Raw genomic sequence first — 23651 nt, 5'->3', positions numbered from 1 at the left:
GATTGAGCGCTCCGATTTGTCGGGGCGCTTTTCTTTTTGGGGATGTGTCATGACATGGTGCGCGGATGAGCGATGGCTTAGTTGTAAAAATGGAGGGGCACGTAGGAATAACGGAAGGTGAGGTAGGAATAAAGCGGATTCACGTAGGAAAAAACGGCATCCACGTAGGAATTAGCCATAAAATAGAAAGTATAGCTTCTCATCCTTCACAGAAAAGGCTGCAGAGCAAAGCGAGTAGCCCCATTTAAAGATCTTCAAGCACTTTGATGCCCGCACGCTTGCGCTTGGGGGTATGACTGAGCGATGGCTCAGCAATGAAAATAGAATTAATACACTTATTTGTAGACATCTGAATCGAATTAGAAATAATCAATATGCCTAGGCAAATCCAGCGTAGGCGACTTTCAAGTGGTAGCCGGAGCGTGAATTAAAGGGAACACTTCAGTGGTCTCCGAACGCTTGGCGGGTGAAAACAAAGAAAAGTGTCTGACACTTTGTCAGACACTTTTCACTATTCCCCTATAAAAAATATGGACCCAATAAGAAGAACAAACAGACTAAATTGATCCCCGAGGTGTACAGAATCAACATATTAAAGTTGTCATCATTAACTTTTGTACGTGTCAACAAGACGGGCAATATAGACAGTAGACCAGAAATGATAATAACGACAGAAACATGCCAAGCCTCTGTTAAATAAGGTGCTTTTGATACGATTTGTTCTGAATTGAAAAGGGTATTAAACAGAACAAGTTGACTTACAACGAGCGCTATCGTATTTACGTAAAAAGCAACCGTGTAGGCATACGGTTTGTACAATTTATTGAGTAGACTTAATGTCCCGTAGCCCAGGATAAGTGTTGGAATTAACCAGGTGATAGAAAGCAAAATGAGAACCAATCCATTAAACACTAGGCTAATCAAGGTGAACAAGGATTCTTTAACATCTCCTTTTAAACCGTCAGCACTTTGTGCGATTTTTGCATCGCTAGATGAAGAGTACATAAGATGCTTTTTATCTCCATCTAATCTGAAATAAGCGATCGTTCCGTCGTTCACAAAAATCGGATTTATATAAGCATCGCCTTTTTTCGTAACGGCATCAGCTTCAATTACTAAATCATCATAGTTTCCAGTGAATACTTTATTCACAATTTCCCCATATGAATCGTACATCAAAGCTGAGAACGTGATTTTAGTCCCGGTTTTATCGTCTTGTAAAAACACATTTCGTACATTGAATAAGTTAGAATCGGAATTTCGGTCCACAAACGTAAGCTTCGACATGTCAGCTGTTTGATGTTCAGACAAATCAAATGACATATCACGAATCACTTTTGTGATTGAACCACCGGAAGATTTGGACATATCAAGCAATAATCTATATTTACCAGGTATTCCATAATCGGACGAAATCAACATTGTGGATATGCTTTCATTTGGGCTTAAGCGGAACTGAAACAATTCTTTAAAATCATTCGTCCCATCAAGTACGATGTATAAATTTTTTTGTATATTCTGTGTCACAACAAAAACATGTTCATCAGCGATAAGAGTGGTATAAATAGGAAACTCAGTTTTGTATGTAACAGGCTGGTTATCGTCTTGTTGAATCATGACTTGTTGATCGGTTAGCCAATAGACAAGTGTCTGGTCTGATTTTGAAAAATTTTCTACATTAGGTGAAATTTCTGTGTCACCATCGTCCGAGGTTGAATGAATAAAGGAATCATCCTTAGTAATAAAGTACGTTGTGTCACCATCACTCCACGTGTTTTTGTAAGGATCAACTTCCGATTTTGACCACGTGTTGGTACATTGCATCTCCTCAGAACATTGCAGCAAATCCATTTTTTTGAAGTTAAGTAGACTAATCGCATAGCCCTTTTCATTAGGTACTGACCCTATTTTGGCATAATCACCTGCAGGTACATTGGAAGGAAATGAACGACTCCATTCCGATGAAGAGGGTGTTCTTTGTTCGTTAAGTACAATCCAAAATTGAAAAACAATCATTAGCAGAACGATTCCCAAACTTATGTATTTCATTGTTCTTGGCATAAAATTAGTCCTTTTCTATTTGTATTTTCCCACTAAATTATGCCATAGATTCCCAAAAACTGAAATGTCAAAATTAAAAAATATTTATAGAAATTTTCTATTGAAATAACGACCTTTGTCACGGTTTTAGGTATAATAGAACTAGAGGATTAGGAGGCTGTCAAATACATGAAAAATAGCTTGCATATTGTTGTGATATTGGCATGCCTTGTCGTGACATTTTTCTTATATAACAAACAAATGGGATCAATTCCTTTATTATTATTATCGATTTACTTGTTTTATTTTGGCTGGAACTTGCTTCGAGAAGGAAAAAACAACAAATGACGGTAGCATATTTGATGAAGGTTTGTATATAATGGGTATTATGCCAACGTATGTAGAAGGGACGTGCACGATTTGAATATTCGTGAAATGACATTAGAAGAAATAAGTGAAGAATCGTTTATCGAATTAGGACATGCTATTTTAGAAGAAAAACACGAATCTTTAACATTACAAGAACTATTGGATGAGATTCAAAAATTAAACAAATTTACTGATGCACAAATGAAAGAACGCATGCTTCAGTACTATACAGATATGAATATCGATGGTCGTTTCCTTGCGATTTCAGAAAACCGTTGGGGCCTGCGTGAGTGGTATCCTGTTGAACAAATCGAAGAAGAAACTGCACCAACCGTAAAAGTCCGCAAGAAAAAAACAAAAGCTGTGGATGACGATGATTTGGACGATTCAGATGACGATGAAATCTCATTCGAAGAAGACTTCGATGAATTCGTTGAAGATGTTGATGGCGAAGAAGATTTTGATTTAGATGACGACGATGAAGATGAAGAAGAAGAAGAAATCGAAGAAGTAGTGGTCGAAGAACTTCTAGAAACAGATGATGAGTTTGAAATCGTTGACGAAGAAGATGAGGAAGAGGAAGAAGAAGATTAATTCTTGACTTCTAACGTAATTCCGATTACTCTTTTACTTGGGCTCCCTAAAAAGGGAGATTGAACGCTTATATAATGCGCTCCCTCTGCAAATACTGCAGGCGGAGCGCTTTTTTAATTAAAAAGTACAAAGAGCAACAAAAGCTCGATGCCTTTTATAGTTAAGATTCATGCGAACTGGTGCAAGCTGCTGGACAGAGTAATCCCTATACAACATGATTTAAAAAACATTTTTCAGGAGGAGTTAGCTTTGACTAAATATATTTTCGTAACAGGCGGCGTAGTTTCGTCACTTGGTAAAGGCATCACGGCGGCATCACTTGGTCGCCTACTAAAAAATCGTGGCTTGAACGTAGCGATTCAAAAATTCGATCCGTACATCAACTTGGACCCAGGGACAATGAGCCCGTACCAACATGGTGAAGTTTATGTAACCGATGACGGAGCAGAAGCAGATTTGGATCTTGGTCACTATGAGCGTTTCATTGACATCAATGTCAGCAAATTCTCAAACGTTACAACAGGGAAAGTGTACTCGGCTGTCTTGAAAAAAGAACGTCGTGGAGACTACTTGGGTGGAACAGTCCAAGTAATCCCACACATAACGAATGAAATTAAAGAACGCTTAGTTCGTGCTGCAAAAGAAACGAACGCAGATGTTGTTATTACGGAAATTGGTGGAACAGTTGGGGACATCGAGTCACTTCCATTCCTAGAAGCCATCCGCCAAATGAAAGGTGACTTCGGTGCAAACAACGTCATGTACGTTCACTGTACATTGATTCCTTACATCCGTGCAGCTGGTGAAATGAAAACAAAACCTACACAACACAGCGTGAAAGAATTGCGTAGTTTGGGTATTCAACCAAACATTATCGTCGTGCGTACAGAATATGAAGTACCACAAGAAATGAAAGACAAAATCGCGTTATTCTGTGACATTAATGCAAACGAAGTAATTGAATGTCGCGACGCAGATACGTTATACGAAGTACCATTGATGTTACAACAACAAAATATGGACCAAATCGTATTAGATCATTTAGGCATAAAAGCAAAACCCGCGGACATGACAGATTGGATAGCACTAGTAGAACGCGTGAAAAACCTGTCTAAAAAAGTGCGTATTGGCTTAGTTGGAAAATACGTAGAACTTCAAGATGCCTACCTTTCAGTAGTGGAAGCAATGAAACACGCTGGTTATGTATATGACGCAGACATCGAAGTGAAATGGATTAACGCAGAACACGTAAATGATTCCAATGTAGCTGAATACCTAAGCGATGTAGACGGCGTCCTAGTTCCTGGTGGATTTGGAGACCGTGGAGTTGAAGGGAAAATTTCAGCAACTGCATACGCTCGCGAAAACAACGTTCCATTCCTAGGTATTTGTTTAGGAATGCAGCTGGCAACAGTAGAATTTGCACGTAATGTATTAAACTTAAAAGATGCACATTCTGCCGAACTAAACCCGGAAACACCATTTGCAATCATCGACTTATTGCCAGAACAAAAAGACGTGGAAGACTTAGGCGGTACATTACGTTTAGGCTTGCAACCATGTAAATTAATCCCTGGCTCAAAAGCATATGAAGCATATGGACAAGAAATAGTGTACGAACGTCACCGTCACCGTTACGAGTTCAATAATGAATTCCGTGAGCAATTTGAAGCTGCAGGCTTCATCTTCTCTGGGACAAGTCCAGATGGCCGATTAATCGAAGTGATTGAACTTCCAAATCACCCATTCTTCGTGGCATCTCAGTTCCACCCAGAATTCATCTCACGACCACAACGACCACAACCACTATTCCGCGAATTCATAAAAGCGGCAGTAGGAGAATAACTTTTCGAAGGCCCGTTCCCCTGTGAATTGCAGGGGAGCGGCTTTTTTAATGTGCGAAGGATTATTTACGTCAAAAGTGCCGATGTTTTTTGAATTAAAGTACTGGAATGTCGTAATTCCTCATTTTACCAATTATTTTGTAAATATTTTATCTAATTACTAGTTACCCAATAAAATATAAAGGGATTATTTACATTGCATTCAAACCCTATATAAACGCCTACAGAACAACGTTTCTTCTACAAATACATGAATAGTAAACAACTGCAAATTAAATATAAATATAAAATATATTTTTAAAAGCAGGAATGTGGAAAATATTGTAGAATGCTATAAATGGGGACACGAACAAAAAAGGGGAAATTTTCATGAAACAGTTACTAATTGTGGACGATCAACAAGGAATTCGCTTGTTATTGAATGAAGTCTTTAAGCGAGAAGGGTATACTACTCATCTTGCAGCAAACGGGATTGAAGCATTAGATATCGTCGAAAAGGTAAATCCGGATGGGGTACTTTTAGACATGAAAATTCCAGGGATGGATGGAATCGAAATATTGAAAAGAATAAAAATGCGTACCCCAGATTTGCCAGTTGTCATGATGACGGCATATGGAGAGCTGGATTTAATAAAAGAAGCGATGGATTTAGGAGCTTCCCACTATTTTACAAAGCCATTTGATATTTACGAAATTCGCGACACGGTGAACGGAATGTTAAATCATATAAAATAATAACAAAAGCAGGCAGTGGCAAACACAGCCTGTTTTTGTTATTATTTAAGTGGAACGAAGGCTAAGAACGCGACATCGTGTCGAAACGCCTTTATGACCCACATCCTGTGGGCCAAAGCGGAAGGCGCCACTCTATCTCGACACAATGAAATGTAGAACTAGACACTGGCGCTCGACAATTAGAAATACAGAAAGACTTACAAAGTTCGACAGCAATGCTGGGAACATGCTATAAAAAAGTGAAATAGACATACCCTAATTTCTAGTAGATGAATGGAGGACTTCGCAATGGCTTTAGTATCAATGAAAGAAATGATGATCAAAGGGAAGCAAGAAGGCTATGCAATTGGACAGTTCAATATCAATAACTTAGAGTTCACGCAAGCCATTTTACAAGCAGCAGAAGAAGAAAAATCTCCAGTTATTTTAGGTGTTTCTGAAGGTGCAGCTAAATATATGGGCGGTTTCACTACGGTTGTTCACATGGTGAAAGGGTTAATGATCGACTATAAAATTACCGTTCCAGTGGCGATTCACTTAGACCACGGTTCTAGTTTTGAAAATTGTAAAGCAGCAATCGACGCTGGTTTCACATCAGTCATGATTGACGCGTCCCATCATCCATTGGAAGAAAACATTGCGACAACAGCTCAAGTAGTGGAATATGCACACTCAAAAGGTGTGTCTGTAGAAGCTGAACTTGGAACAGTTGGCGGTCAAGAAGATGACATCATTGCAGAAGGCGTAATCTACGCGGACCCTAAAGAATGTGCTGAACTCGTTTCTCGCACGGATATCGACTGCTTAGCTCCAGCTCTTGGTTCAGTTCATGGTCCTTACAAAGGTGAACCAAACCTTGGTTTTGCTGAAATGGAAGAAATCTCGAAATTATCAGAGCTTCCACTTGTTCTCCATGGCGGAACGGGGATTCCTGTAAAAGATATCAAACGTTCAATCTCTTTAGGAACAGCTAAAATTAACGTAAATACAGAAAATCAAATCGCAGCAACAAAAGCGATTCGTGAAAAGTTAAATAGCGATTCTGAAGTTTACGATCCACGTAAATACCTGATTCCTGCTCGCGAAGCAATCAAAGCGACAGTTCAAGGTAAAATGCGTGATTTTGGAAGCTCAGGTAAAGCTTAATCAAGGAACGAAGGCTAAGTACGCGACATCGTGTCGCGATGCCTTCATGACCCACATCCTGTGGGCCCAAGTGTAAAGCACCACTCTAGCCCAACGCCGGCGCTGGAAGGTCCGATTCGAAAGCCTGCTTTCGCATGAGGTCCTGAAGCTTAGGTGTGGGCTGGTGCTTGGAACTACACATGATGGAACGTAGGCTAAGTACGCGACGGTCCTATCGCCCGCGAACTTGCGCCTTGAGCTAGACAATAATAAATTACAAATGATAATAACAAATAGTAGTGGATATAGGAGAAGTGCTCGTCTGAAAAATACGGCCTTCTCCTCTTCTTCCAACAACCGGAGGCAATTATTAATGAAATTTTTTATCGATACAGCTAATTTTGAAGAAATCAAAGAAGCACACTCATGGGGAATCGTTTCAGGAGTTACGACTAACCCTTCTTTAGTAGCAAAAGAAAATATTTCCTTCCATGACCGTTTACGTGAAATTACAGCACTTGTTGAAGGTTCAGTGAGTGCAGAAGTAATTGCACTGGATACAGAAGGCATGATCAAAGAAGGTCGTGAATTAGCTGAGATTGCACCAAATATCACGGTTAAATTACCGATGACACCTGCTGGTTTAGCTGCATGTTCAGTATTTTCAAAAGAAGGCATTAAAACGAACATTACATTAATTTTCAGTGCGAACCAAGCACTTCTAGCAGCACGTGCGGGGGCAACATATGTATCGCCATTCGTAGGTCGCTTAGACGATATCGGTCACAACGGGATGGACTTAGTTGGCACGATTGCACAAATTTTTGAATTACACAATATCGATACACAAATCATTGCTGCATCAATTCGTCATCCTCAACATGTTACGGATGCTGCACTTCATGGAGCACACATCGGTACAATGCCAATTAACGTAATGAAACAAATGTTCAAACATCCTTTAACGGATAAAGGAATTGAAGCATTTTTAGCGGATTGGAATAAGGGAAATAGTGCACAATAAGTTAACTATTGAATTGATTGTAGGTGACTCACATGGATGTGTATAAAATTAATGGGCAAAAACGCTTGCAAGGAACGATTAAAGTCAGCGGTGCCAAAAACAGCGCTGTAGCCTTAATTCCAGCCTCTATTTTAGCGGGATCGCCTGTCACAATTGAAGGTCTGCCTGAAATATTGGATGTATGGACATTAAAAGAATTACTAGAGGAGATTGGTGGCGACGTATCGTTTGAAAACGGTACGATGACCATTGACCCATCGAAAATGCAAGGCATGCCTTTGCCGAATGGAAACGTAAAAAAATTGCGTGCTTCCTATTATTTAATGGGTGCCATGCTTGGCCGTTTCAAAAAAGCGGTCATTGGCTTACCAGGTGGCTGTTTCTTAGGTCCACGCCCGATTGATCAACACATCAAAGGCTTTGAAGCCCTTGGTGCCAAGGTAACGAACGAACATGGTGCCATTTATTTACGTGCCGACGAACTACGTGGAGCCAAAATTTATTTAGACGTAGTGAGTGTAGGGGCAACAATCAATATTATGCTTGCGGCTGTTATGGCAAAAGGTCAAACGACGATTGAGAATGCAGCGAAAGAACCTGAAATCATTGATGTCGCGACTCTATTGACCAATATGGGTGCGAAAATTAAAGGGGCAGGGACCAATATTATTCGAATCGATGGAGTCGAAGAACTCCATGGTACAAACCATACCATCATTCCTGACCGTATTGAAGCGGGTACATTTATGATTATGGCGGCTGCTGCTGGAGACGGTGTAACCATTGATAACGTCATTCCGTTCCATGTTGAAGCGTTAACTGCGAAACTTCGTGAAATGGGTGTCAAAGTCGAAGAAAATGAAGAATCAATCTTCATTCCGAAATCGGTGAATTTGAATGCTGTAGATGTGAAAACTTTAGTGTACCCTGGTTTCCCAACTGATTTACAACAACCATTCTCGCTTCTGATGACGCAAGCGACAGGTTCCTCTGTTATTACAGACACGATTTATTCCGCTCGTTTTAAACACATTGACGAACTTCGCCGCATGAATGCGAGTGCGCGTGTAGAAGGACGAACAGCGATTATAGCAGGACCAACACACCTACAAGCGGCTTCTGTTCGTGCTTCAGATTTACGTGCAGGTGCAGCACTAGTTTTAGCGGGTTTAATAGCGGAAGGTGAAACCGAAATACGTGACATTTCCCATATTGAACGCGGCTACAGCGACCTCGTCGAAAAGTTGAGTGGATTAGGTGCAGACATTCGTCGGGTATCGATTGAAGTGGCACAAGGATCTACCAAAGAAGACTAATTAGTGTAAAAAAATCGACCACTTGCCATGTATGGTACAATGAAAAATGGAAGATTTATACGAATATATAACCGTACAACGGGAGGAACACACAAAATGGAACGCAGTTTATCAATGGAATTAGTGCGTGTAACAGAAGCAGCAGCAATCGCTTCGGCACGATGGATGGGCCGTGGCTTGAAAAATGAGGCGGATGATGCAGCAACGACAGCCATGCGGAACGTTTTTAATTCAATCCCAATGCAAGGCATCGTCGTAATCGGCGAAGGCGAAATGGACGAAGCACCTATGTTATATATTGGTGAAGAATTAGGACTTGGCAATGGTGGACCAGAAGTTGACATCGCGGTTGATCCATTAGAAGGCACGAATATTGTCGCTTCAGGTGGCTGGAATGCATTAGCGGTTCTAGCCATTGCGGACAGAGGGAACCTACTCAACGCACCTGATATGTACATGGACAAATTAGCAGTAGGTCCTGAAGCAAGAGGTTTAGTTGACATTAATGCTTCAGTTACCGACAACTTATTAGCGGTTGCCCGTGCGAAAAATAAAGACATCGAAGACGTAGTAGCAACAATCTTAAACCGTCCTCGTCACCAAAAAATCATTGATGAAATCCGAGCATCAGGTGCTCGTATTAAATTAATCAATGACGGAGACGTAGCGGGAGCAATAAACACGGCATTTGATGAAACAGGTGTAGATATTTTATTCGGACTAGGTGGCGCTCCTGAAGGCGTAATCGCTGCAGTTGGTTTAAAATGTTTAGGCGGAGAAATTCAAGGGAAATTAGTTCCACAAAGCGAACAAGAATTAGAACGTTGTATCCGTATGGGACTTGACGTCAATCGTGTATTCCGTATGGAAGACCTTGTAAAAGGTGATGATGCAATTTTTGCGGCAACGGGAGTAACAGACGGCGAGCTTCTTCGTGGTGTTCAGTTCAAAGGTGCATACGCAGAATCTCATTCACTTGTTATGCGTGCTAAATCTGGCACAGTCCGTTTCGTAGAAGGACGTCACAGCTTGAAGAAAAAACCTCATCTTATGATGAAAGACTAACTTCATAACATGTGCCTGGCCAAGTGTTTGGTCAGGCATCTTCTACTAATTCCAATTCATGCAAAACCAATCCAACTTCAATTGATTAGACACAACAAAATATGTAAAGAGTGGTGCCATTTTATGCCGAATTTAACCATTGCTGAACTAGAAAGTATGACGTTAAAAGAACTGTATGCGCTTGCGCGTAAGTTCAAAATCTCATACTACAGCAAACTAACGAAAAAAGAACTTATTTTCGCAATCCTAAAAACACGTGCAGAACAAGAAGGATTTTTCTTTATGGAAGGTGTCTTAGAAATCATTCAATCTGAAGGATTCGGTTTCTTGCGCCCCATCAACTATTCTCCAAGTTCAGAAGATATTTATATTTCAGCATCTCAAATCCGCCGTTTTGACTTACGTAACGGAGACAAAGTAACAGGTAAAGTGCGCCCACCAAAAGAAAACGAACGTTATTACGGGTTATTACACGTAGAATTAGTAAATGGAGAAGACCCGGATTCTGCGAAAGAACGCGTTCATTTCCCAGCGTTAACACCGCTATACCCGGATCGTCATATTAAATTAGAAACAGATTCACACAATTTATCTACGCGCATCATGGATTTAGTTGCACCAGTTGGTTTTGGTCAACGTGGATTAATCGTAGCACCGCCAAAAGCGGGGAAAACGATGCTACTGAAAGAAATAGCAAACTCAATCACGACCAATTATCCCGATGCAGAACTGATCGTGTTACTAATTGACGAACGTCCAGAAGAAGTAACAGATATCGAACGTTCTGTTGACGCAGATGTAGTAAGCTCAACATTTGATGAAGTTCCTGAAAACCATGTAAAAGTAGCTGAATTAGTGTTGGACCGTGCGATGCGTTTAGTTGAACATAAACGCGACGTAATCATCTTAATGGATTCAATCACACGTCTGGCACGTGCCTATAACTTAGTCATTCCACCAAGTGGTCGTACGTTATCTGGGGGGATTGACCCAGCCGCATTCCATCGTCCAAAACGCTTCTTTGGTGCAGCACGAAACATTGAAGAAGGCGGAAGTTTAACCATATTAGCAACAGCTTTAGTTGAAACTGGATCTCGTATGGATGAAGTTATTTACGAAGAGTTCAAAGGAACAGGGAATCTAGAGCTTCACTTAGATCGTAGCCTTGCAGAACGCCGCATCTTCCCAGCACTAGATATCCGACGCTCTGGAACACGTAAAGAAGAATTACTACTTCCGAAAGATCAACTTGAAAAACTATGGGCAATTCGCAAAACATTCTCCGATTCACATGATTTCGGAGAGCGTTTCTTGAAAAAATTACGCCAATCAAAAACCAATGAAGAATTTTTTGAACAGCTAAATACCGAAATGAAAGAAAAAAGAGGCGGCAAAGGCTTACTATAAAAGGTCAAAGTGAATTTTACTAAATCACTTGATTTATTTTAGAAACCTTGTTATACTATAAGTCGGTAGATTTACCATATCTGTAACATATGCGACTGAATTGAACGGGTCGTGTAAGGTGACAGTCTAATAAACCACTCTGTTCCAGATGGTTCAGGGCGAGAGGAGATTTAAGATGAAACCAGGAATTCACCCAGCTTATAAAGTCGCTTCAGTATCATGTTCATGTGGTAACTCATTTGAAACAGGTTCAGTAAAAGAAGACATCAAAGTAGAGTTTTGCTCAGAATGTCATCCATTCTATACTGGAAAACAAAAATTCGCATCTGCGGATGGTCGTGTTGATCGTTTCAACAAAAAATACGGTCTTAAAGAAGATATCCAAGAATAGTACTAAAATACCCGCCTAGAGTTTAGACTCTGAGCGGGTATTTTTTTTGTTTAACGGCAACTTCTTTTCACAAAAATGGCTGCCGAGCACAGCGAACAGCCCAATTCAAAGATTTTAAAACACTGGAATAGCCCCGCACACAGTCGCTTAGCAGATTTTTCTGTGAGAGAAGTGCGTGCTAAATGACTGAGCGAAGGCTCAGTTGTAAAAACGATGGGTCACGTAGGAAAAACCTTGAGTCACGTAGGAAAAAAGAGAGTTCACGTAGGAATAATAGACCTCCACGTAAGAATCGTCATCAATCCCGATCCTTCCTTTCAAAAAAAGGGCTGCCGAGCGTAGCGAACAGCCCCATTCCAAGGGTTTTACAAACTCAAGAATGGTCCTGCACGCTATCGCTTAGCAGGTGTTTCTATGAGAGAAGAGCGTGCTAAATCACTGTGCAACGGCTAGTGGGATTCACGTAATCCGAACCCGAACGCTTAGCGTGTATTTCTATGACTAATGATTCTTTTCATGGTTCACTGTGTACTATTTGTGGGTAAAGATGATAAAATGAGTCTTCATGTTAACGATTGAACCTTGAAATTCGGGGATTCAATTTGCCTGTATCACAAAAACCAAATAAATAAAAGACGCGAAATCTAGGTCATTTTTCGGTATGATAGTGATTAGAGTGTTTTTGAAAGGAGTGACTTCCATGTATGTGATGTCACAATCTGGCTGGGTAGAAGTCATTTGCGGAAGTATGTTTTCCGGGAAATCAGAAGAATTAATTCGTCGTGTTCGACGTGCGCAATTTGCCAAACAAACAATTGCCGTGTTCAAACCGCGTTTAGATAATCGATATAGTGAAGAAGAAGTAGTAAGCCACAATGGCTCGAAAGTGATTGCGATGCCCATTGAGAGTTCAAAAGACATCTGGGAATACATCTCTGATGAATATGACGTCATTGGAATCGATGAAGCACAATTTTTCGACGAAGGAATCATCGACGTAATTGAGCGTCTGGCGAATCATGGATTCCGCGTTATAGTTGCGGGACTTGATCAAGATTTCCGAGGCGAACCATTTGGCCCAATGCCAACGATTATGGCAACTGCCGAACTAGTAACAAAATTGCAGGCGGTCTGTCAGGTATGCGGATCACCTGCAAGTCGTACACAACGTCTAATCAATGGCGAACCTGCTGGCTATGAAGATCCCATTATCTTAATAGGGGCAACTGAAGCCTATGAACCACGCTGCAGACACCATCACGAAGTGCCGGCAGGAGTAACACATCAAACTTCATTTGCGTATGACAAAGAGTAGCGATTGCTGCTCTTTCTTTTTTTCAATGGTCGGGATTTTAATTGGAGTTGAGCGGCCTATTCTGCATTTCATTGCGTCGAGTTAGAGTGGCGCATTCCGCTTTTTTTCTGTATAATTGTAATGTTAAACACATGAACGGATGAGGTGAAAGTATGTTTGATCGCTTACAGTCGGTAGAAGACCGATATGAACGCTTAAATGAATTACTCAGTGACCCTGAGATTGTTAATGATATGAATAAATTACGTACACTTTCTAAAGAACAATCGGACTTGGCAGACACAGTGACTGCATACCGTGAATACAAACAAATCAAAGAACAACTAGCTGAAGCAAAAGCCATGCTTGACGAAAAGCTAGACCCAGATATGCGCGAAATGGTAAAGGAAGAAATGAACGAATTAGAACCTCAAATTGAACAACTGGAAGAACACATGAAACTGTTGCTCATTCCAAAAGATCCGAATGATGATAAAAACGTAATCATGGAAATTCGTGGAGCAGCAGGTGGAGACGAAGCAGCATTATTTGCCGGAAACCTTTTCCGTATGTATAGTCGTTTTGCAGATGTCCAAGGATGGAAAATTGATATCATGGACGCATCACCAACAGGAATTGGCGGCTACAAAGAAGTCATCTTCATGATTAAAGGTACAGGGGCTTATTCGAAAATGAAATATGAAAACGGTGCACACCGTGTTCAACGCGTACCGGAAACAGAGTCTGGCGGACGCATTCATACGTCAACAGCTACGGTTGCATGTCTTCCTGAAGTAGAAGAAGTGGACGTAGAAATTCATGAAAATGATATTCGCACAGATACCTACGCCTCTTCAGGTGCAGGTGGCCAGTCGGTTAATACCACGATGTCAGCCGTTCGATTAACGCATATTCCGACGGGTACTGTCGTGACATGCCAAGATGAAAAGTCGCAAATTAAAAACAAAGCAAAAGCAATGACCGTTCTTCGTGCGCGTGTAGCGGATAAATTCCGTCAAGAAGCGCAGGCAGAGTATGATGCAGTACGTAAATCGGCAGTAGGCTCTGGTGACCGCTCTGAGCGTATTCGCACATACAACTACCCACAAAACCGCGTGACCGATCACCGTGTTGGGTTGACGATTCAAAAATTGGATCAAATCATGGAAGGCAAGCTTGACGAGATCATCGATGTGTTAGTGATCACTGACCAAACGGAGCGACTTGAGCGTATGAATGAGTCCAATGTGTAAATATGTATACGAGGCTCTCACGCGAGCCTCTTCTTTTTTAACTCAAAACGGTCGTGAAGAACCGGTGGCACGACTGCTGCTTCAACATGTGTTGCAAAAAACACATGTTCAGCTGCTGTCAGATATGCGAGAAGAAATCACAGTGGAACAATTCGACCGCTACTGGGCCATGATTAAAGAACACCAGTCTGGCAAACCGGTCCAGTATATCATCGGATCAGAAGAATTTTACGGTCGGACATTCCAGGTCAATAAAGAAGTGCTCATTCCTCGTCCAGAAACGGAAGAGCTTATTGTTGAAGCAACGAATCGAATGAATCGTATGTTTACATCCAACCAACCAGTAAAACTTGCGGATATCGGGACAGGCAGTGGTGCAATTGCCATCACCATGAAACTAGAGAATCCATCTCTACAAGTAACTGCAACAGACCTTTCATCCGGAGCACTGAAAGTTGCCCAAACAAATGCACAAGACCTACAAGCAGCAATCACCTTTAAACAAGGGGATTTAACCGAACCGATTGCCAGTGAAATGTGGGACATCATTCTATCAAATCCACCTTATATTGGGTATGACGAAGCTCCTACTCTATCAGACACAGTACTAAACTATGAACCTCATAGCGCGCTTTTTGCAGATGATGAAGGTCTTCATTTATATAAAAGGCTCGCACAAGAACTTCCGAAAATCATGAACCGTCCGGCATTGATCGGCTTAGAAATTGGCTATTTACAAGGTCCAGCCGTGCAATCTTTCTTCCAAAAAGCGTTCCCAGATGCACGAGTGGAAATTGTAAAAGATATTAATGGAAAAGAAAGAATAATTTTTTGTGAGATTTCTGAATAATTTATCAACAGCTTGTCCACAATGAGGGCAAGGGGGAATGAACATGATACAAGATTACGAGATTTTGAGAAACGAAGAACCACAAACGAAGAGATCACCTTGGATTGAACTAATCATGGCACTTGTATTCATTCAAACATTACTATTTCTTTTACCAGCTGGAAGCGGTGCAGCAAATGCAGTGCCAGCCGATGCTATTCAAATAAGAATCGTCGCGAACAGCAACAGTAAAGAAGATCAAGAAGTGAAATGGCTCATTCAACAAGAAATTCAACCGTTATTGCAAAAAGTTGGAGCTAAATTACAAACACCTGCAGAACTGGATTTAGCACTAATGAACTTATCCAGCGAAATTACAAACAAAGCAAAAGATATAACAGAGCATGCGATTAACATTAGCTTAGGCGAAACATTAATCCCGCCAAAATCAGATGGCACAAACTATTATGCACAAGACTTCCACCATGCATTTGTTGTGACAATTGGAAGCGGGAAAGGCGATAACTGGTGGTGTGCGTTATTTCCAAAAATTTGTTACCAAGAAGAAGATGAAGAAAAGATAGAAAAAATAGAAAAAGAGCCTGTGAAGTTTTGGACATGGGAATGGATTAAAAGCAAGTTTTAACGTAGTTATACACATTTACACAGGTGGTTATCCACATGTTGTGCATAACATACACTAAAAACGCGAAAGAAAGGAGAAAAACAGCATGGAAACGAAAAGACTGATTGTGGATAACGATGTGAATAACATTTCAACTTATACACAAGCTGTGGAAAAATTGCTAGCGGGTGAAGTTGTGGCATTTCCGACAGAAACGGTTTATGGGTTAGGTGCGATTGCAACGAATGAAGCAGCGGTTGCTAAAATTTTTGAAGCAAAAGGCAGACCCGCTGATAATCCGCTCATCGTTCATGTTGGTGAAGCGCAAGACATTCTTGAATATGTCAGTGAAATTCCGGAAAAAGCAGATACCTGCATCCAAGCTTTTTGGCCAGGTCCTCTAACGCTGATCTTAACAGCAAAACCAAATGTATTTGCAACAAATGTTTCAGCAGGGCTATCAACCGTAGGTGTCCGCATGCCGGATCATCCAGTCGCACTAGAGTTACTACGAAAGCTCAGACAACCCATCGCAGCACCAAGTGCAAACCGTAGTGGCAAACCAAGTCCCACGACTGCACTGCACGTGGAAAAAGATTTAACTGGGCGCATTCCATTGATTTTAGACGGCGGTGCTACAGGAATTGGACTTGAATCAACTGTTGTGGATTTCACGGTAGAACCTCCAGTGATCCTTCGACCAGGTGGAATCACAGCAGACATGCTGCGCGAAGTCATTGGTGAAGTGATTGAACCGGCTTCGACAAAAGTGGGGGATGAAACAACACCTAGAGCACCAGGTATGAAATATGCACACTATGCTCCTGACGCCCCAGTCTATTTAATTCAACCGAACCAAGAGTTAATTGAACAAGCGATTAAAACCATACATACGAGTCGAAAAAAGGTCGCCTTGCTTGCGTCCGATGATTTTAAAACAACCGATGCAGACTGGTTCTGGTCCCTTGGAAATCAACAAAACCCACAAGATTTTGCCCATCATTTATACGCACATCTGCGTGCATGCGATGAAACAACTGCCGATATCATCCTGGTTACAGTACCCGATAAAGCTGGTGTTGGGGCAGCGATTTTCAATCGATTAGAAAAAGCGGCAGATGGCAACTGGTGGTCATCCTAATCTCTCTCTTTTTTGCATATGCTAATAGCAGTGCAAAAGAGAGGGGAGATTTTTTTCATTGGGAACAGAACTAATCGCAGGGCTCCTAACTGCACTTGATGTCGTGGCACTGTATAGCGTCTTACCGAAAATTCGATTTCCGCTCTTCCTTGCCATTTGGACAGCGTTTTTACATATGCTTTTCCCACTCCTGGGGTTTCTAGCGGGGGAATGGGTAACGTCTTTTATTGTGGAAGGTGGCCGCTATATATCAAGTATCCTGTTATTTCTAACAGGTGCACATTTAGTTTTACATCAACAAAAACCAACGTCGACACTCATTCCGCCGATACTTCTCGCAATCGTGGTCAGCGTGGATACCTTTTCAGTTAGCTTATCTTTTGGTATGCTTCAATTACAAAAGTGGATATTCTTAATGAGTGCCGGCTTTTTTGCATTACTCTGTTCTTACATAGCACTGAAAAGTAAATTCATTCAAGGACCGATGCTAACAAGGATATCTGGAGTGTGTCTAATGTTGATGGGACTGCTCACGTTAATCAATAAATGAGGGATAACTATGAATATTTATTTTATATGTACAGGAAATACTTGCCGCAGCCCGATGGCGGAAGCTCTATTTCAGTCTAAAAATAAAGCTGGGATGGAAGCCCGTTCAGCGGGAATCTATGCTATGGATAATGGGGATATATCTCGAAATACGAAACAAGTGATTAAAGAAGCCGCAATAGAGTTCACTCATTTTTCACGTCAAATAAATGAACAAGATGTACGCTGGGCGGATCTAATCTTAACCATGACTTCCGCTCATAAACAAATGGTCATGCAAGCATTTCCTTTTGCTGCGGACAAAATTTTCACGCTAAAGGAATACGTCCGGCCATACGGTTCACATGACGTCTCGGATCCTTTTGGTGGAGACATTCAAATGTACCGACAAACATTCCAAGAACTCGCCAGGTTAAATGAAGAATTACATATTAAATTAACTGAAGAATAACGACGTACAGCTCTCATTCAAACGAGGGCTGTTTTTTAATTTTAATCGTTCTGCTAATTTGAACCTCAATTTAAAAAGGCAATTATGGCTCTGCATCGTTAAGTATGAGATTGGTATCTGTTCTTTTTAATATCATGGCGATGTAAAATGATATTGCACATTAGCGCTAGCCATACGCTCCGTATGAGCCAACAAGTATGAAAATCACATAAGTGTGGGTCTCATTAGTTATGCGCCGGCGGCCATGCAGGAGCAAATGCATAGTTTCCTACCTAAAGGCCAATAATTCCAACGTGAACTCCGATTTTTCCTACGTCATCCCCAATACTTCCTACGTGACCCACGATTGTTACAACTGAGCCATTGCTCAGTCATTTAACACTCTTTTCTTTCACAGAAACACCCGCTAAGCGATAGCGTGCGGGGCCATTCATGAGTTTGAAAACCTTTGAATAGGGCTGTTCGCTACGCTCTGCAGCCATTTTAGTGAAGCGAAGAATCGGAAACGTTCTGTGATTGGGTTGATTCCTACTTAAAGTAAAGGCCAATAATTCCAACGTGAACTCCCGTTTTTCCTACGTCATCCCCAATTTTCCCTACGTAACCCACGATTATTACAACTGAGCCTTCGCTCAGTCAAAAACTGGCTTCTCGCGGGAGGCATCCACAAAGCCCCGAAGCGTTATTATAGGGAATACTTAGTCCAATCTGTAATAGTGAACCTTTTCAGAGTCCTTAGCGAAAGCGTGCGGGGTCATTCCTACGTGACCCACGATTAATACAACTGAGCCCTCGCTCAGTCAAATAGTCTACCCTAGTTTCACAAATATTTTCCATATGACGAGGCATCCACAAAGCGATGGACAATTAATGTTCCTTCAGCCAGCCGTTAATCCCGGTATTACCTCATGCCCATTTTTAGGGCAAGATGTGTTTTTCTAATTTAAAAATGGTAAGATAAATGTGAGTATTAACAGAAATGAGGGAATATAATGAACATCGCGATTTCATCCGATCACGGAGGCAATAACTTGCGCAAAGAAATCACTTCATTACTTGACGAGCTAGGATATAACTATCAAGATTTTGGACCACATACGAGTGATTCTGTTGATTACCCGGACTATGCAAAACCAGTAGCAGATGGCGTTGCATCGGGAGAATTCGACCGTGGAATCGTCATTTGTGGAACCGGAATCGGCATGTCAATTGCAGCAAATAAAGTAAAAGGGATCCGATGCGCACTGGTTCACGATGTGTTTAGTGCGAAAGCAACACGCGGACATAATGATTCCAATGTATTAGCAATGGGCGAACGCGTAATTGGCGGTGGCTTGGCACGTGAAATCGTGAAAACCTGGTTAGAAGGCGAGTTCGAAGGCGGTCGTCATGAAGCCCGTATCGCCAAACTTTCTGAACTAGATAAATAATAGAGGAGTTTATTTCACATGAGTGTTCATTCATCCGTGCACATGCAACTCGAGAAATTGTTGGAAGAGTTCGCGATGCAAGTCACATTCTCTCCAGGACAGCTAGTAGTAATTGGCTGTTCGACTTCTGAAATCGAAGGGAAACGAATTGGCTCTGCAGGTGGAATGGAAGTAGCGGAAAGTTTATTCACTCCGCTTCAAACCTTTGCAAAAAAGCAGGACATTCATCTGGTATTCCAAGGGTGTGAGCATATTAATCGTGCCTTGACGATGGAACGGGAAACGGCAAAAGCTTACGGGCTGGAACCAGTCTCGGTCATTCCTGTACAAAAAGCGGGTGGGTCCATGTCGGCATACGCGTATACACATTTCAAAGATCCAGTCGTTGTCGAATATGTACAAGCCCATGGTGGCATTGATATTGGACAAACACTTATCGGAATGAACTTAAAACCAGTGGCAGTGCCGATCCGAACGTCTGTTAAACAAATTGGTGAAGCGATTGTCACACTCGCGACAACCCGTCCAAAACTAATTGGCGGCGAGCGGGCAATATACAAGAAACTACTAGACATAAAGGGGATTGGGACAAATGAAAAAGATTGCTGAACTAGACAATGCGGTATTTGAAGCAATGAATGCGGAGAAAACACGTCAACAAGCGAACATTGAATTAATTGCATCAGAAAACTTTGTTTCAGAAGCTGTAATGGAAGCACAGGGGTCTGTATTAACAAATAAATATGCAGAAGGCTATCCAGGGAAACGTTACTACGGTGGTTGTGAGCACGTAGACGTGGTAGAAAATATTGCACGCGATCGCATAAAAGAAATTTTCGGTGCAGAACATGCAAACGTACAACCACATTCAGGTTCACAAGCCAATATGGCGGTGTACATGACGGCAATTCAGCCGGGAGATACAGTACTTGGGATGAACTTATCACATGGCGGTCACTTAACTCATGGCTCTGCTGTCAATTTCAGTGGGATTCAATACAATTTCGTGGAATACGGTGTTGACAAAGAAACAGAAACGATCGATTACGCTGACGTTCGTGAAAAAGCGTTAGAACACAAACCGAAACTAATTGTTGCTGGTGCTAGTGCATACTCTCGTACACTTGATTTTTCGAAATTCCGTGAAATCGCTGACGAAGTGGGTGCTTACTTAATGGTAGACATGGCTCATATTGCGGGATTAGTAGCTGCAGGCGAACACCCGAATCCAGTACCACACGCACATTTCGTTACATCAACTACCCATAAAACTTTGCGTGGACCTCGTGGTGGTTTAATTTTAACGACAGAAGAATTTGCAAAGAAAATTGATAAAACGATTTTCCCTGGAATTCAAGGTGGACCATTGATGCACGTAATCGCTGCTAAAGCTGTGGCTTTCGGTGAAGCACAACAACCTGAATTCAAAACGTATATTCAACAAGTGGTGAAAAATGCCAAAGTATTAGCAGAAAGCTTTATCGAAGAAGGAATCGATATCGTTTCTGGCGGGACGGACAATCACTTACTACTTGTAAACTTAAAATCTTTAGATTTAACTGGTAAAGTCGCGGAGAAAGTATTGGATGAAGTCGGCATTACAGTTAACAAAAATACCATTCCTTTTGATGAGAAAAGTCCGTTCGTTACTTCAGGAATCCGTATTGGAACGCCAGCCGTAACATCACGTGGTTTTAAAGAAGAAGAAATGAAGGAAATCGCATCGATCATGGCAAAATTATTGAAAAATCATGAAGATGAAGCGGTACTAAAAGAATCGGCAGAGCGTGTAGCGGCATTAACGGCTAAATTCCCACTCTACCAATCATAAATTAAAAATTAATAGTTAGAAAATTGCTATATTTGAGAAATCAAATATAGCTTCTTTTATCGAATTCCTCTACTATAGAATGGCGAAGAACTAAAAGGGAGGGCGGACGGTATGGAAACCAATTATTCAAAAGAACTAAGCAAAGAGAAGCTGTTTGATTGGTTATGCCATTTAGGTGACCAATATCAAACGAGTTTTGTGGTTGCTGATCCGGAAATACCAGATAACCCACTCATCTATGTAAATGATGAATTTCTACATATGACAGGATATAGCCGTGATGAAGTGATAGGGAAAAATTACCGAATCTTACATGGCAAAGAAACTTCTATTGACTCAATCAATACCATGGACGAACAAATGACTAATGGAAAACACATACATATTGAACTATTAAGTTATCAAAAAGAAGGTACGCCATTTTGGAGTGAAGCGGTCTTTCACCCGATATGTGATAAACAAGAAAATCTTTTGTTTTATATCGGCCTGCCCATCGATATAACGAGCCGTAAACAAACAGAAGCTCTATTTGACGTGCAACAAGAAATCTATAAGGGCATTGAAAAAGGCTATGCATTGAGCGTGTTGCTTCAAAAAGTATGTGATGTTGTAGAAAGCTTTTTCCAACAAGACTCGAAATGTTCAATTTTATTACTTGATGAGAAGAATCGCTTAATTGTAGCTGCGGCAAGGTCACTTCCTGAAAGCTATAACGAAACCATTCATGGCACAAAGATTGGGAAGAATATAGGATCGTCAGGCACGGCTGCGTTTACAAAACAAACGGTCATCGTAACAGACATCGAAACAGACCCAAAGTGGAAAGGGTATAAAGACCTCGCACTCTCACACAATTTGCGGGCATGCTGGGCAGTTCCTGTTCTGACGCAGGATAATAAAGTGGTCGGCACGATTACTACCTATTACATAAAACCCAATAAACCACGTGAAATCGATTTGGAATTTATGACACGTATCGCACCTCTCATTTCGTTGGCCGTGAAGTACTCGGACCACCAAGAGGAAGTATTGAGACTCGCCTATATGGATGCGGATACCGGGATTCCAAATAGGCATTATTTCATCAATGAACTGACTGATTTATTGAAAGAAAACGAGCCGGGATTTGTCGCCATTATTGAGCCAACTGAATTCACGAATATCGTGGATGTATACGGTCGAGCGGCTGGCGATGAAGTTATTAAACAAATGTGCCAGCGAATCCAACGTGTGTGTAAACGCTATGACGATATTGTGGCAAGGTTTTCGACGCCAGCATTAATCGTTTCTAGCTTAATTCCAGCAAATAAAATCGACAGCTTCACAACAAAAATCATGAAAATTGGCAATGATCCTTTCATGATTCAGGGGGAAAAAGTATTTCTAACGATGAAGATTGGCGTAACGCCATTTATTGGGCAAGAAGTAGAAATCGAAGAACTCATTCGTTACGCAGATACAGCCATTTCAAACGCCAAAAAACGTGCAGGAAATGCATTGTCGTTTTTTACAATCGATCAAGACAAGGAAACAAAACAAGATTTACTCATTAGCAATCAAGTAGCTCATGCACTACAAAAAGGTGAATTTGATGTACATCTACAACCAAAAGTAGACTTAATGACTGGTGAAATCTTTTCTTTCGAAGCGTTAGCGAGATGGAATTCACCAGAGTTAGGTCAAATTGCACCAAGCGTTTTTATTCAGGCGGCTGAACATTCCGGTAAAATACGTGAAATCGACCAAGTGATACTGACGAAAGTGTTAACTTGGCTTCAATCTCGCAAAGAACAAAAGAAAAAGCTATACCCCGTGGCGATTAACATTTCAACGGACCACTTTTTCGATCCATCCTTTGTCGCAGATTTACAAAAAGCGTTGAAGGCATTTGGTATACAGTCAAAATATGTGCGACTTGAGCTTACAGAAAGCATAGGGTTAGTAGATTTTGAGTTAGCAAAAAACATCTTCACACAGTTGAAGCAAAAAGGTTTTGAAAGCTCCGTTGATGACTTCGGCATGGGCTACTCGTCTCTTAGTTACTTGCAACAACTCCCAGTAAGCGAAATCAAAATCGATCGCAGCTTCATTTCGAATATCGACAACAAAGGGACCCTCGCCATTGTGCGAACAATTGTCCAGCTAGCAGACAACTTGAACATGCAATCCATCGCAGAAGGCATCGAAACTAAAGAGCAACTGGCGACCTTACTTTCAATTGGCTGCAAATCAGGCCAAGGATTCCACTTCTACAAACCCATGACCTTCACCGAAATTGAACGAATCCTAGACTAAAACTAATTAGCCCCCTCACACGTTGTGTAGAGGGGTATTTTTG

The 23651-nt window shown here is 41.3% G+C and carries 23 protein-coding genes; 22 read left to right on the top strand and 1 reads right to left on the bottom strand.

Going from position 1 to position 23651, the window contains the following annotated elements:
* Window positions 1-65: 65 nt before the first annotated feature.
* Entirely contained in the window at window positions 66-248 is a 183-nt protein-coding gene (locus tag GY23_RS18220; RefSeq protein ID WP_075618391.1) for a hypothetical protein, read from the top strand.
* A 271-nt stretch (window positions 249-519) separates the two neighbouring features.
* Here the strand turns inward: GY23_RS18220 and GY23_RS06375 are convergent, their stop codons facing one another.
* Window positions 520-2061, bottom strand: a complete 1542-nt coding sequence (locus tag GY23_RS06375) for a hypothetical protein (protein ID WP_075618390.1) — start codon at window positions 2059-2061, stop codon at window positions 520-522.
* A 168-nt stretch (window positions 2062-2229) separates the two neighbouring features.
* On the opposite strand from GY23_RS06375, the gene GY23_RS18440 reads away from it, so the two are divergent.
* The 21 genes from GY23_RS18440 to GY23_RS06270 all read left to right on the top strand — a co-directional run bounded on the left by GY23_RS18440 (window position 2230) and on the right by GY23_RS06270 (window position 23608).
* Window positions 2230-2388: a hypothetical protein gene (locus GY23_RS18440; RefSeq protein WP_169834555.1), complete on the top strand. Its 159-nt coding sequence runs from the start codon at window positions 2230-2232 to the stop codon at window positions 2386-2388.
* Window positions 2389-2460: 72 nt separating this feature from the next.
* Window positions 2461-3003 (top strand): DNA-directed RNA polymerase subunit delta, encoded by a 543-nt coding sequence (rpoE, locus tag GY23_RS06370; RefSeq protein ID WP_075618389.1) that lies wholly within the window; start codon window positions 2461-2463, stop codon window positions 3001-3003.
* A gap of 249 nt (window positions 3004-3252) precedes the next feature.
* Complete coding sequence (locus tag GY23_RS06365; protein ID WP_075618388.1) at window positions 3253-4848, top strand: CTP synthase; 1596 nt, start codon at window positions 3253-3255, stop codon at window positions 4846-4848.
* A 368-nt stretch (window positions 4849-5216) separates the two neighbouring features.
* Window positions 5217-5582, top strand: a complete 366-nt coding sequence (locus GY23_RS06360) for a response regulator (RefSeq protein ID WP_075618387.1) — start codon at window positions 5217-5219, stop codon at window positions 5580-5582.
* Between the two features lie 288 nt (window positions 5583-5870).
* Complete coding sequence (locus tag GY23_RS06355) at window positions 5871-6728, top strand: class II fructose-bisphosphate aldolase (protein WP_075618386.1); 858 nt, start codon at window positions 5871-5873, stop codon at window positions 6726-6728.
* A gap of 352 nt (window positions 6729-7080) precedes the next feature.
* The gene (gene fsa, locus GY23_RS06350; protein WP_075618385.1) at window positions 7081-7731 is read left to right on the top strand and encodes a fructose-6-phosphate aldolase; all 651 of its coding nucleotides are present in this window, start codon (window positions 7081-7083) and stop codon (window positions 7729-7731) included.
* Between the two features lie 32 nt (window positions 7732-7763).
* A complete protein-coding gene (locus GY23_RS06345; RefSeq protein WP_075618384.1) occupies window positions 7764-9047 on the top strand; it encodes a UDP-N-acetylglucosamine 1-carboxyvinyltransferase in 1284 nt (427 codons plus the stop codon).
* A 96-nt stretch (window positions 9048-9143) separates the two neighbouring features.
* The gene (gene glpX / locus GY23_RS06340; RefSeq protein ID WP_075618383.1) at window positions 9144-10112 is read left to right on the top strand and encodes a class II fructose-bisphosphatase; all 969 of its coding nucleotides are present in this window, start codon (window positions 9144-9146) and stop codon (window positions 10110-10112) included.
* A 123-nt stretch (window positions 10113-10235) separates the two neighbouring features.
* Entirely contained in the window at window positions 10236-11519 is a 1284-nt protein-coding gene (gene rho, locus GY23_RS06335; RefSeq protein WP_075618382.1) for a transcription termination factor Rho, read from the top strand.
* 175 nt (window positions 11520-11694) lie between these two features.
* The gene (rpmE, locus tag GY23_RS06330; protein WP_075618381.1) at window positions 11695-11910 is read left to right on the top strand and encodes a 50S ribosomal protein L31; all 216 of its coding nucleotides are present in this window, start codon (window positions 11695-11697) and stop codon (window positions 11908-11910) included.
* 700 nt (window positions 11911-12610) lie between these two features.
* Window positions 12611-13225, top strand: a complete 615-nt coding sequence (locus GY23_RS06325) for a thymidine kinase (protein ID WP_075618380.1) — start codon at window positions 12611-12613, stop codon at window positions 13223-13225.
* 152 nt (window positions 13226-13377) lie between these two features.
* Window positions 13378-14457 carry a peptide chain release factor 1 gene (gene prfA / locus GY23_RS06320; protein WP_075618379.1) on the top strand — a complete coding sequence of 360 codons (1080 nt, stop codon included), beginning with the start codon at window positions 13378-13380 and terminating at the stop codon, window positions 14455-14457.
* On the top strand, window positions 14441-15307 hold the full coding sequence (prmC, locus tag GY23_RS06315; RefSeq protein ID WP_084544047.1) for a peptide chain release factor N(5)-glutamine methyltransferase: 867 nt from the start codon (window positions 14441-14443) through the stop codon (window positions 15305-15307). The genes prfA and prmC overlap by 17 nt, the downstream gene beginning before the upstream one ends.
* 43 nt (window positions 15308-15350) lie before the next feature.
* A complete protein-coding gene (locus GY23_RS06310) occupies window positions 15351-15932 on the top strand; it encodes a stage II sporulation protein R (protein WP_075618377.1) in 582 nt (193 codons plus the stop codon).
* Window positions 15933-16017: 85 nt separating this feature from the next.
* Window positions 16018-17052, top strand: a complete 1035-nt coding sequence (locus tag GY23_RS06305) for an L-threonylcarbamoyladenylate synthase (RefSeq protein WP_075618376.1) — start codon at window positions 16018-16020, stop codon at window positions 17050-17052.
* 58 nt (window positions 17053-17110) lie between these two features.
* Window positions 17111-17602, top strand: a complete 492-nt coding sequence (locus GY23_RS06300) for a manganese efflux pump (RefSeq protein ID WP_075618375.1) — start codon at window positions 17111-17113, stop codon at window positions 17600-17602.
* A 9-nt stretch (window positions 17603-17611) separates the two neighbouring features.
* Entirely contained in the window at window positions 17612-18052 is a 441-nt protein-coding gene (locus tag GY23_RS06295) for a low molecular weight protein arginine phosphatase (protein WP_075618374.1), read from the top strand.
* Between the two features lie 992 nt (window positions 18053-19044).
* Window positions 19045-19482: a ribose 5-phosphate isomerase B gene (gene rpiB / locus GY23_RS06285; RefSeq protein WP_075618372.1), complete on the top strand. Its 438-nt coding sequence runs from the start codon at window positions 19045-19047 to the stop codon at window positions 19480-19482.
* An 18-nt stretch (window positions 19483-19500) separates the two neighbouring features.
* Window positions 19501-20091 (top strand): TIGR01440 family protein, encoded by a 591-nt coding sequence (locus GY23_RS06280; RefSeq protein WP_075618371.1) that lies wholly within the window; start codon window positions 19501-19503, stop codon window positions 20089-20091.
* Window positions 20075-21313 carry a serine hydroxymethyltransferase gene (glyA, locus tag GY23_RS06275; RefSeq protein WP_075618370.1) on the top strand — a complete coding sequence of 413 codons (1239 nt, stop codon included), beginning with the start codon at window positions 20075-20077 and terminating at the stop codon, window positions 21311-21313. Before GY23_RS06280 ends, glyA begins: the two co-directional genes overlap by 17 nt.
* Before the next feature lie 111 nt (window positions 21314-21424).
* Complete coding sequence (locus GY23_RS06270) at window positions 21425-23608, top strand: bifunctional diguanylate cyclase/phosphodiesterase (RefSeq protein WP_075618369.1); 2184 nt, start codon at window positions 21425-21427, stop codon at window positions 23606-23608.
* Window positions 23609-23651: the final 43 nt, after the last annotated feature.

The organism is Paenisporosarcina indica (genome assembly GCF_001939075.1).
In the GTDB taxonomy this organism is placed as follows: Bacteria; Bacillota; Bacilli; order Bacillales_A; family Planococcaceae; genus Paenisporosarcina; species Paenisporosarcina indica.
Note: the sequence above shows the minus strand (reverse complement) of the source record. Positions and strands in the feature narration are given on the sequence as shown.

What these genes read in the sequence shown, in the direction of transcription:
- GY23_RS18220 (WP_075618391.1), top strand. Translation starts at nt 66, where the DNA reads ATGAGCGATGGCTTAGTTGTAAAAATGGAGGGGCACGTAGGAATAACG.
- GY23_RS06375 (WP_075618390.1), bottom strand. Translation starts at nt 2,061, where the DNA reads ATGCCAAGAACAATGAAATACATAAGTTTGGGAATCGTTCTGCTAATG.
- GY23_RS18440 (WP_169834555.1), top strand. Translation starts at nt 2,230, where the DNA reads ATGAAAAATAGCTTGCATATTGTTGTGATATTGGCATGCCTTGTCGTG.
- GY23_RS06360 (WP_075618387.1), top strand. Translation starts at nt 5,217, where the DNA reads ATGAAACAGTTACTAATTGTGGACGATCAACAAGGAATTCGCTTGTTA.
- GY23_RS06355 (WP_075618386.1), top strand. Translation starts at nt 5,871, where the DNA reads ATGGCTTTAGTATCAATGAAAGAAATGATGATCAAAGGGAAGCAAGAA.
- fsa (WP_075618385.1), top strand. Translation starts at nt 7,081, where the DNA reads ATGAAATTTTTTATCGATACAGCTAATTTTGAAGAAATCAAAGAAGCA.
- GY23_RS06345 (WP_075618384.1), top strand. Translation starts at nt 7,764, where the DNA reads ATGGATGTGTATAAAATTAATGGGCAAAAACGCTTGCAAGGAACGATT.
- glpX (WP_075618383.1), top strand. Translation starts at nt 9,144, where the DNA reads ATGGAACGCAGTTTATCAATGGAATTAGTGCGTGTAACAGAAGCAGCA.
- rho (WP_075618382.1), top strand. Translation starts at nt 10,236, where the DNA reads ATGCCGAATTTAACCATTGCTGAACTAGAAAGTATGACGTTAAAAGAA.
- rpmE (WP_075618381.1), top strand. Translation starts at nt 11,695, where the DNA reads ATGAAACCAGGAATTCACCCAGCTTATAAAGTCGCTTCAGTATCATGT.
- GY23_RS06325 (WP_075618380.1), top strand. Translation starts at nt 12,611, where the DNA reads ATGTATGTGATGTCACAATCTGGCTGGGTAGAAGTCATTTGCGGAAGT.
- prfA (WP_075618379.1), top strand. Translation starts at nt 13,378, where the DNA reads ATGTTTGATCGCTTACAGTCGGTAGAAGACCGATATGAACGCTTAAAT.
- prmC (WP_084544047.1), top strand. Translation starts at nt 14,441, where the DNA reads ATGAGTCCAATGTGTAAATATGTATACGAGGCTCTCACGCGAGCCTCT.
- GY23_RS06310 (WP_075618377.1), top strand. Translation starts at nt 15,351, where the DNA reads ATGATACAAGATTACGAGATTTTGAGAAACGAAGAACCACAAACGAAG.
- GY23_RS06305 (WP_075618376.1), top strand. Translation starts at nt 16,018, where the DNA reads ATGGAAACGAAAAGACTGATTGTGGATAACGATGTGAATAACATTTCA.
- GY23_RS06295 (WP_075618374.1), top strand. Translation starts at nt 17,612, where the DNA reads ATGAATATTTATTTTATATGTACAGGAAATACTTGCCGCAGCCCGATG.
- rpiB (WP_075618372.1), top strand. Translation starts at nt 19,045, where the DNA reads ATGAACATCGCGATTTCATCCGATCACGGAGGCAATAACTTGCGCAAA.
- GY23_RS06280 (WP_075618371.1), top strand. Translation starts at nt 19,501, where the DNA reads ATGAGTGTTCATTCATCCGTGCACATGCAACTCGAGAAATTGTTGGAA.
- glyA (WP_075618370.1), top strand. Translation starts at nt 20,075, where the DNA reads ATGAAAAAGATTGCTGAACTAGACAATGCGGTATTTGAAGCAATGAAT.
- GY23_RS06270 (WP_075618369.1), top strand. Translation starts at nt 21,425, where the DNA reads ATGGAAACCAATTATTCAAAAGAACTAAGCAAAGAGAAGCTGTTTGAT.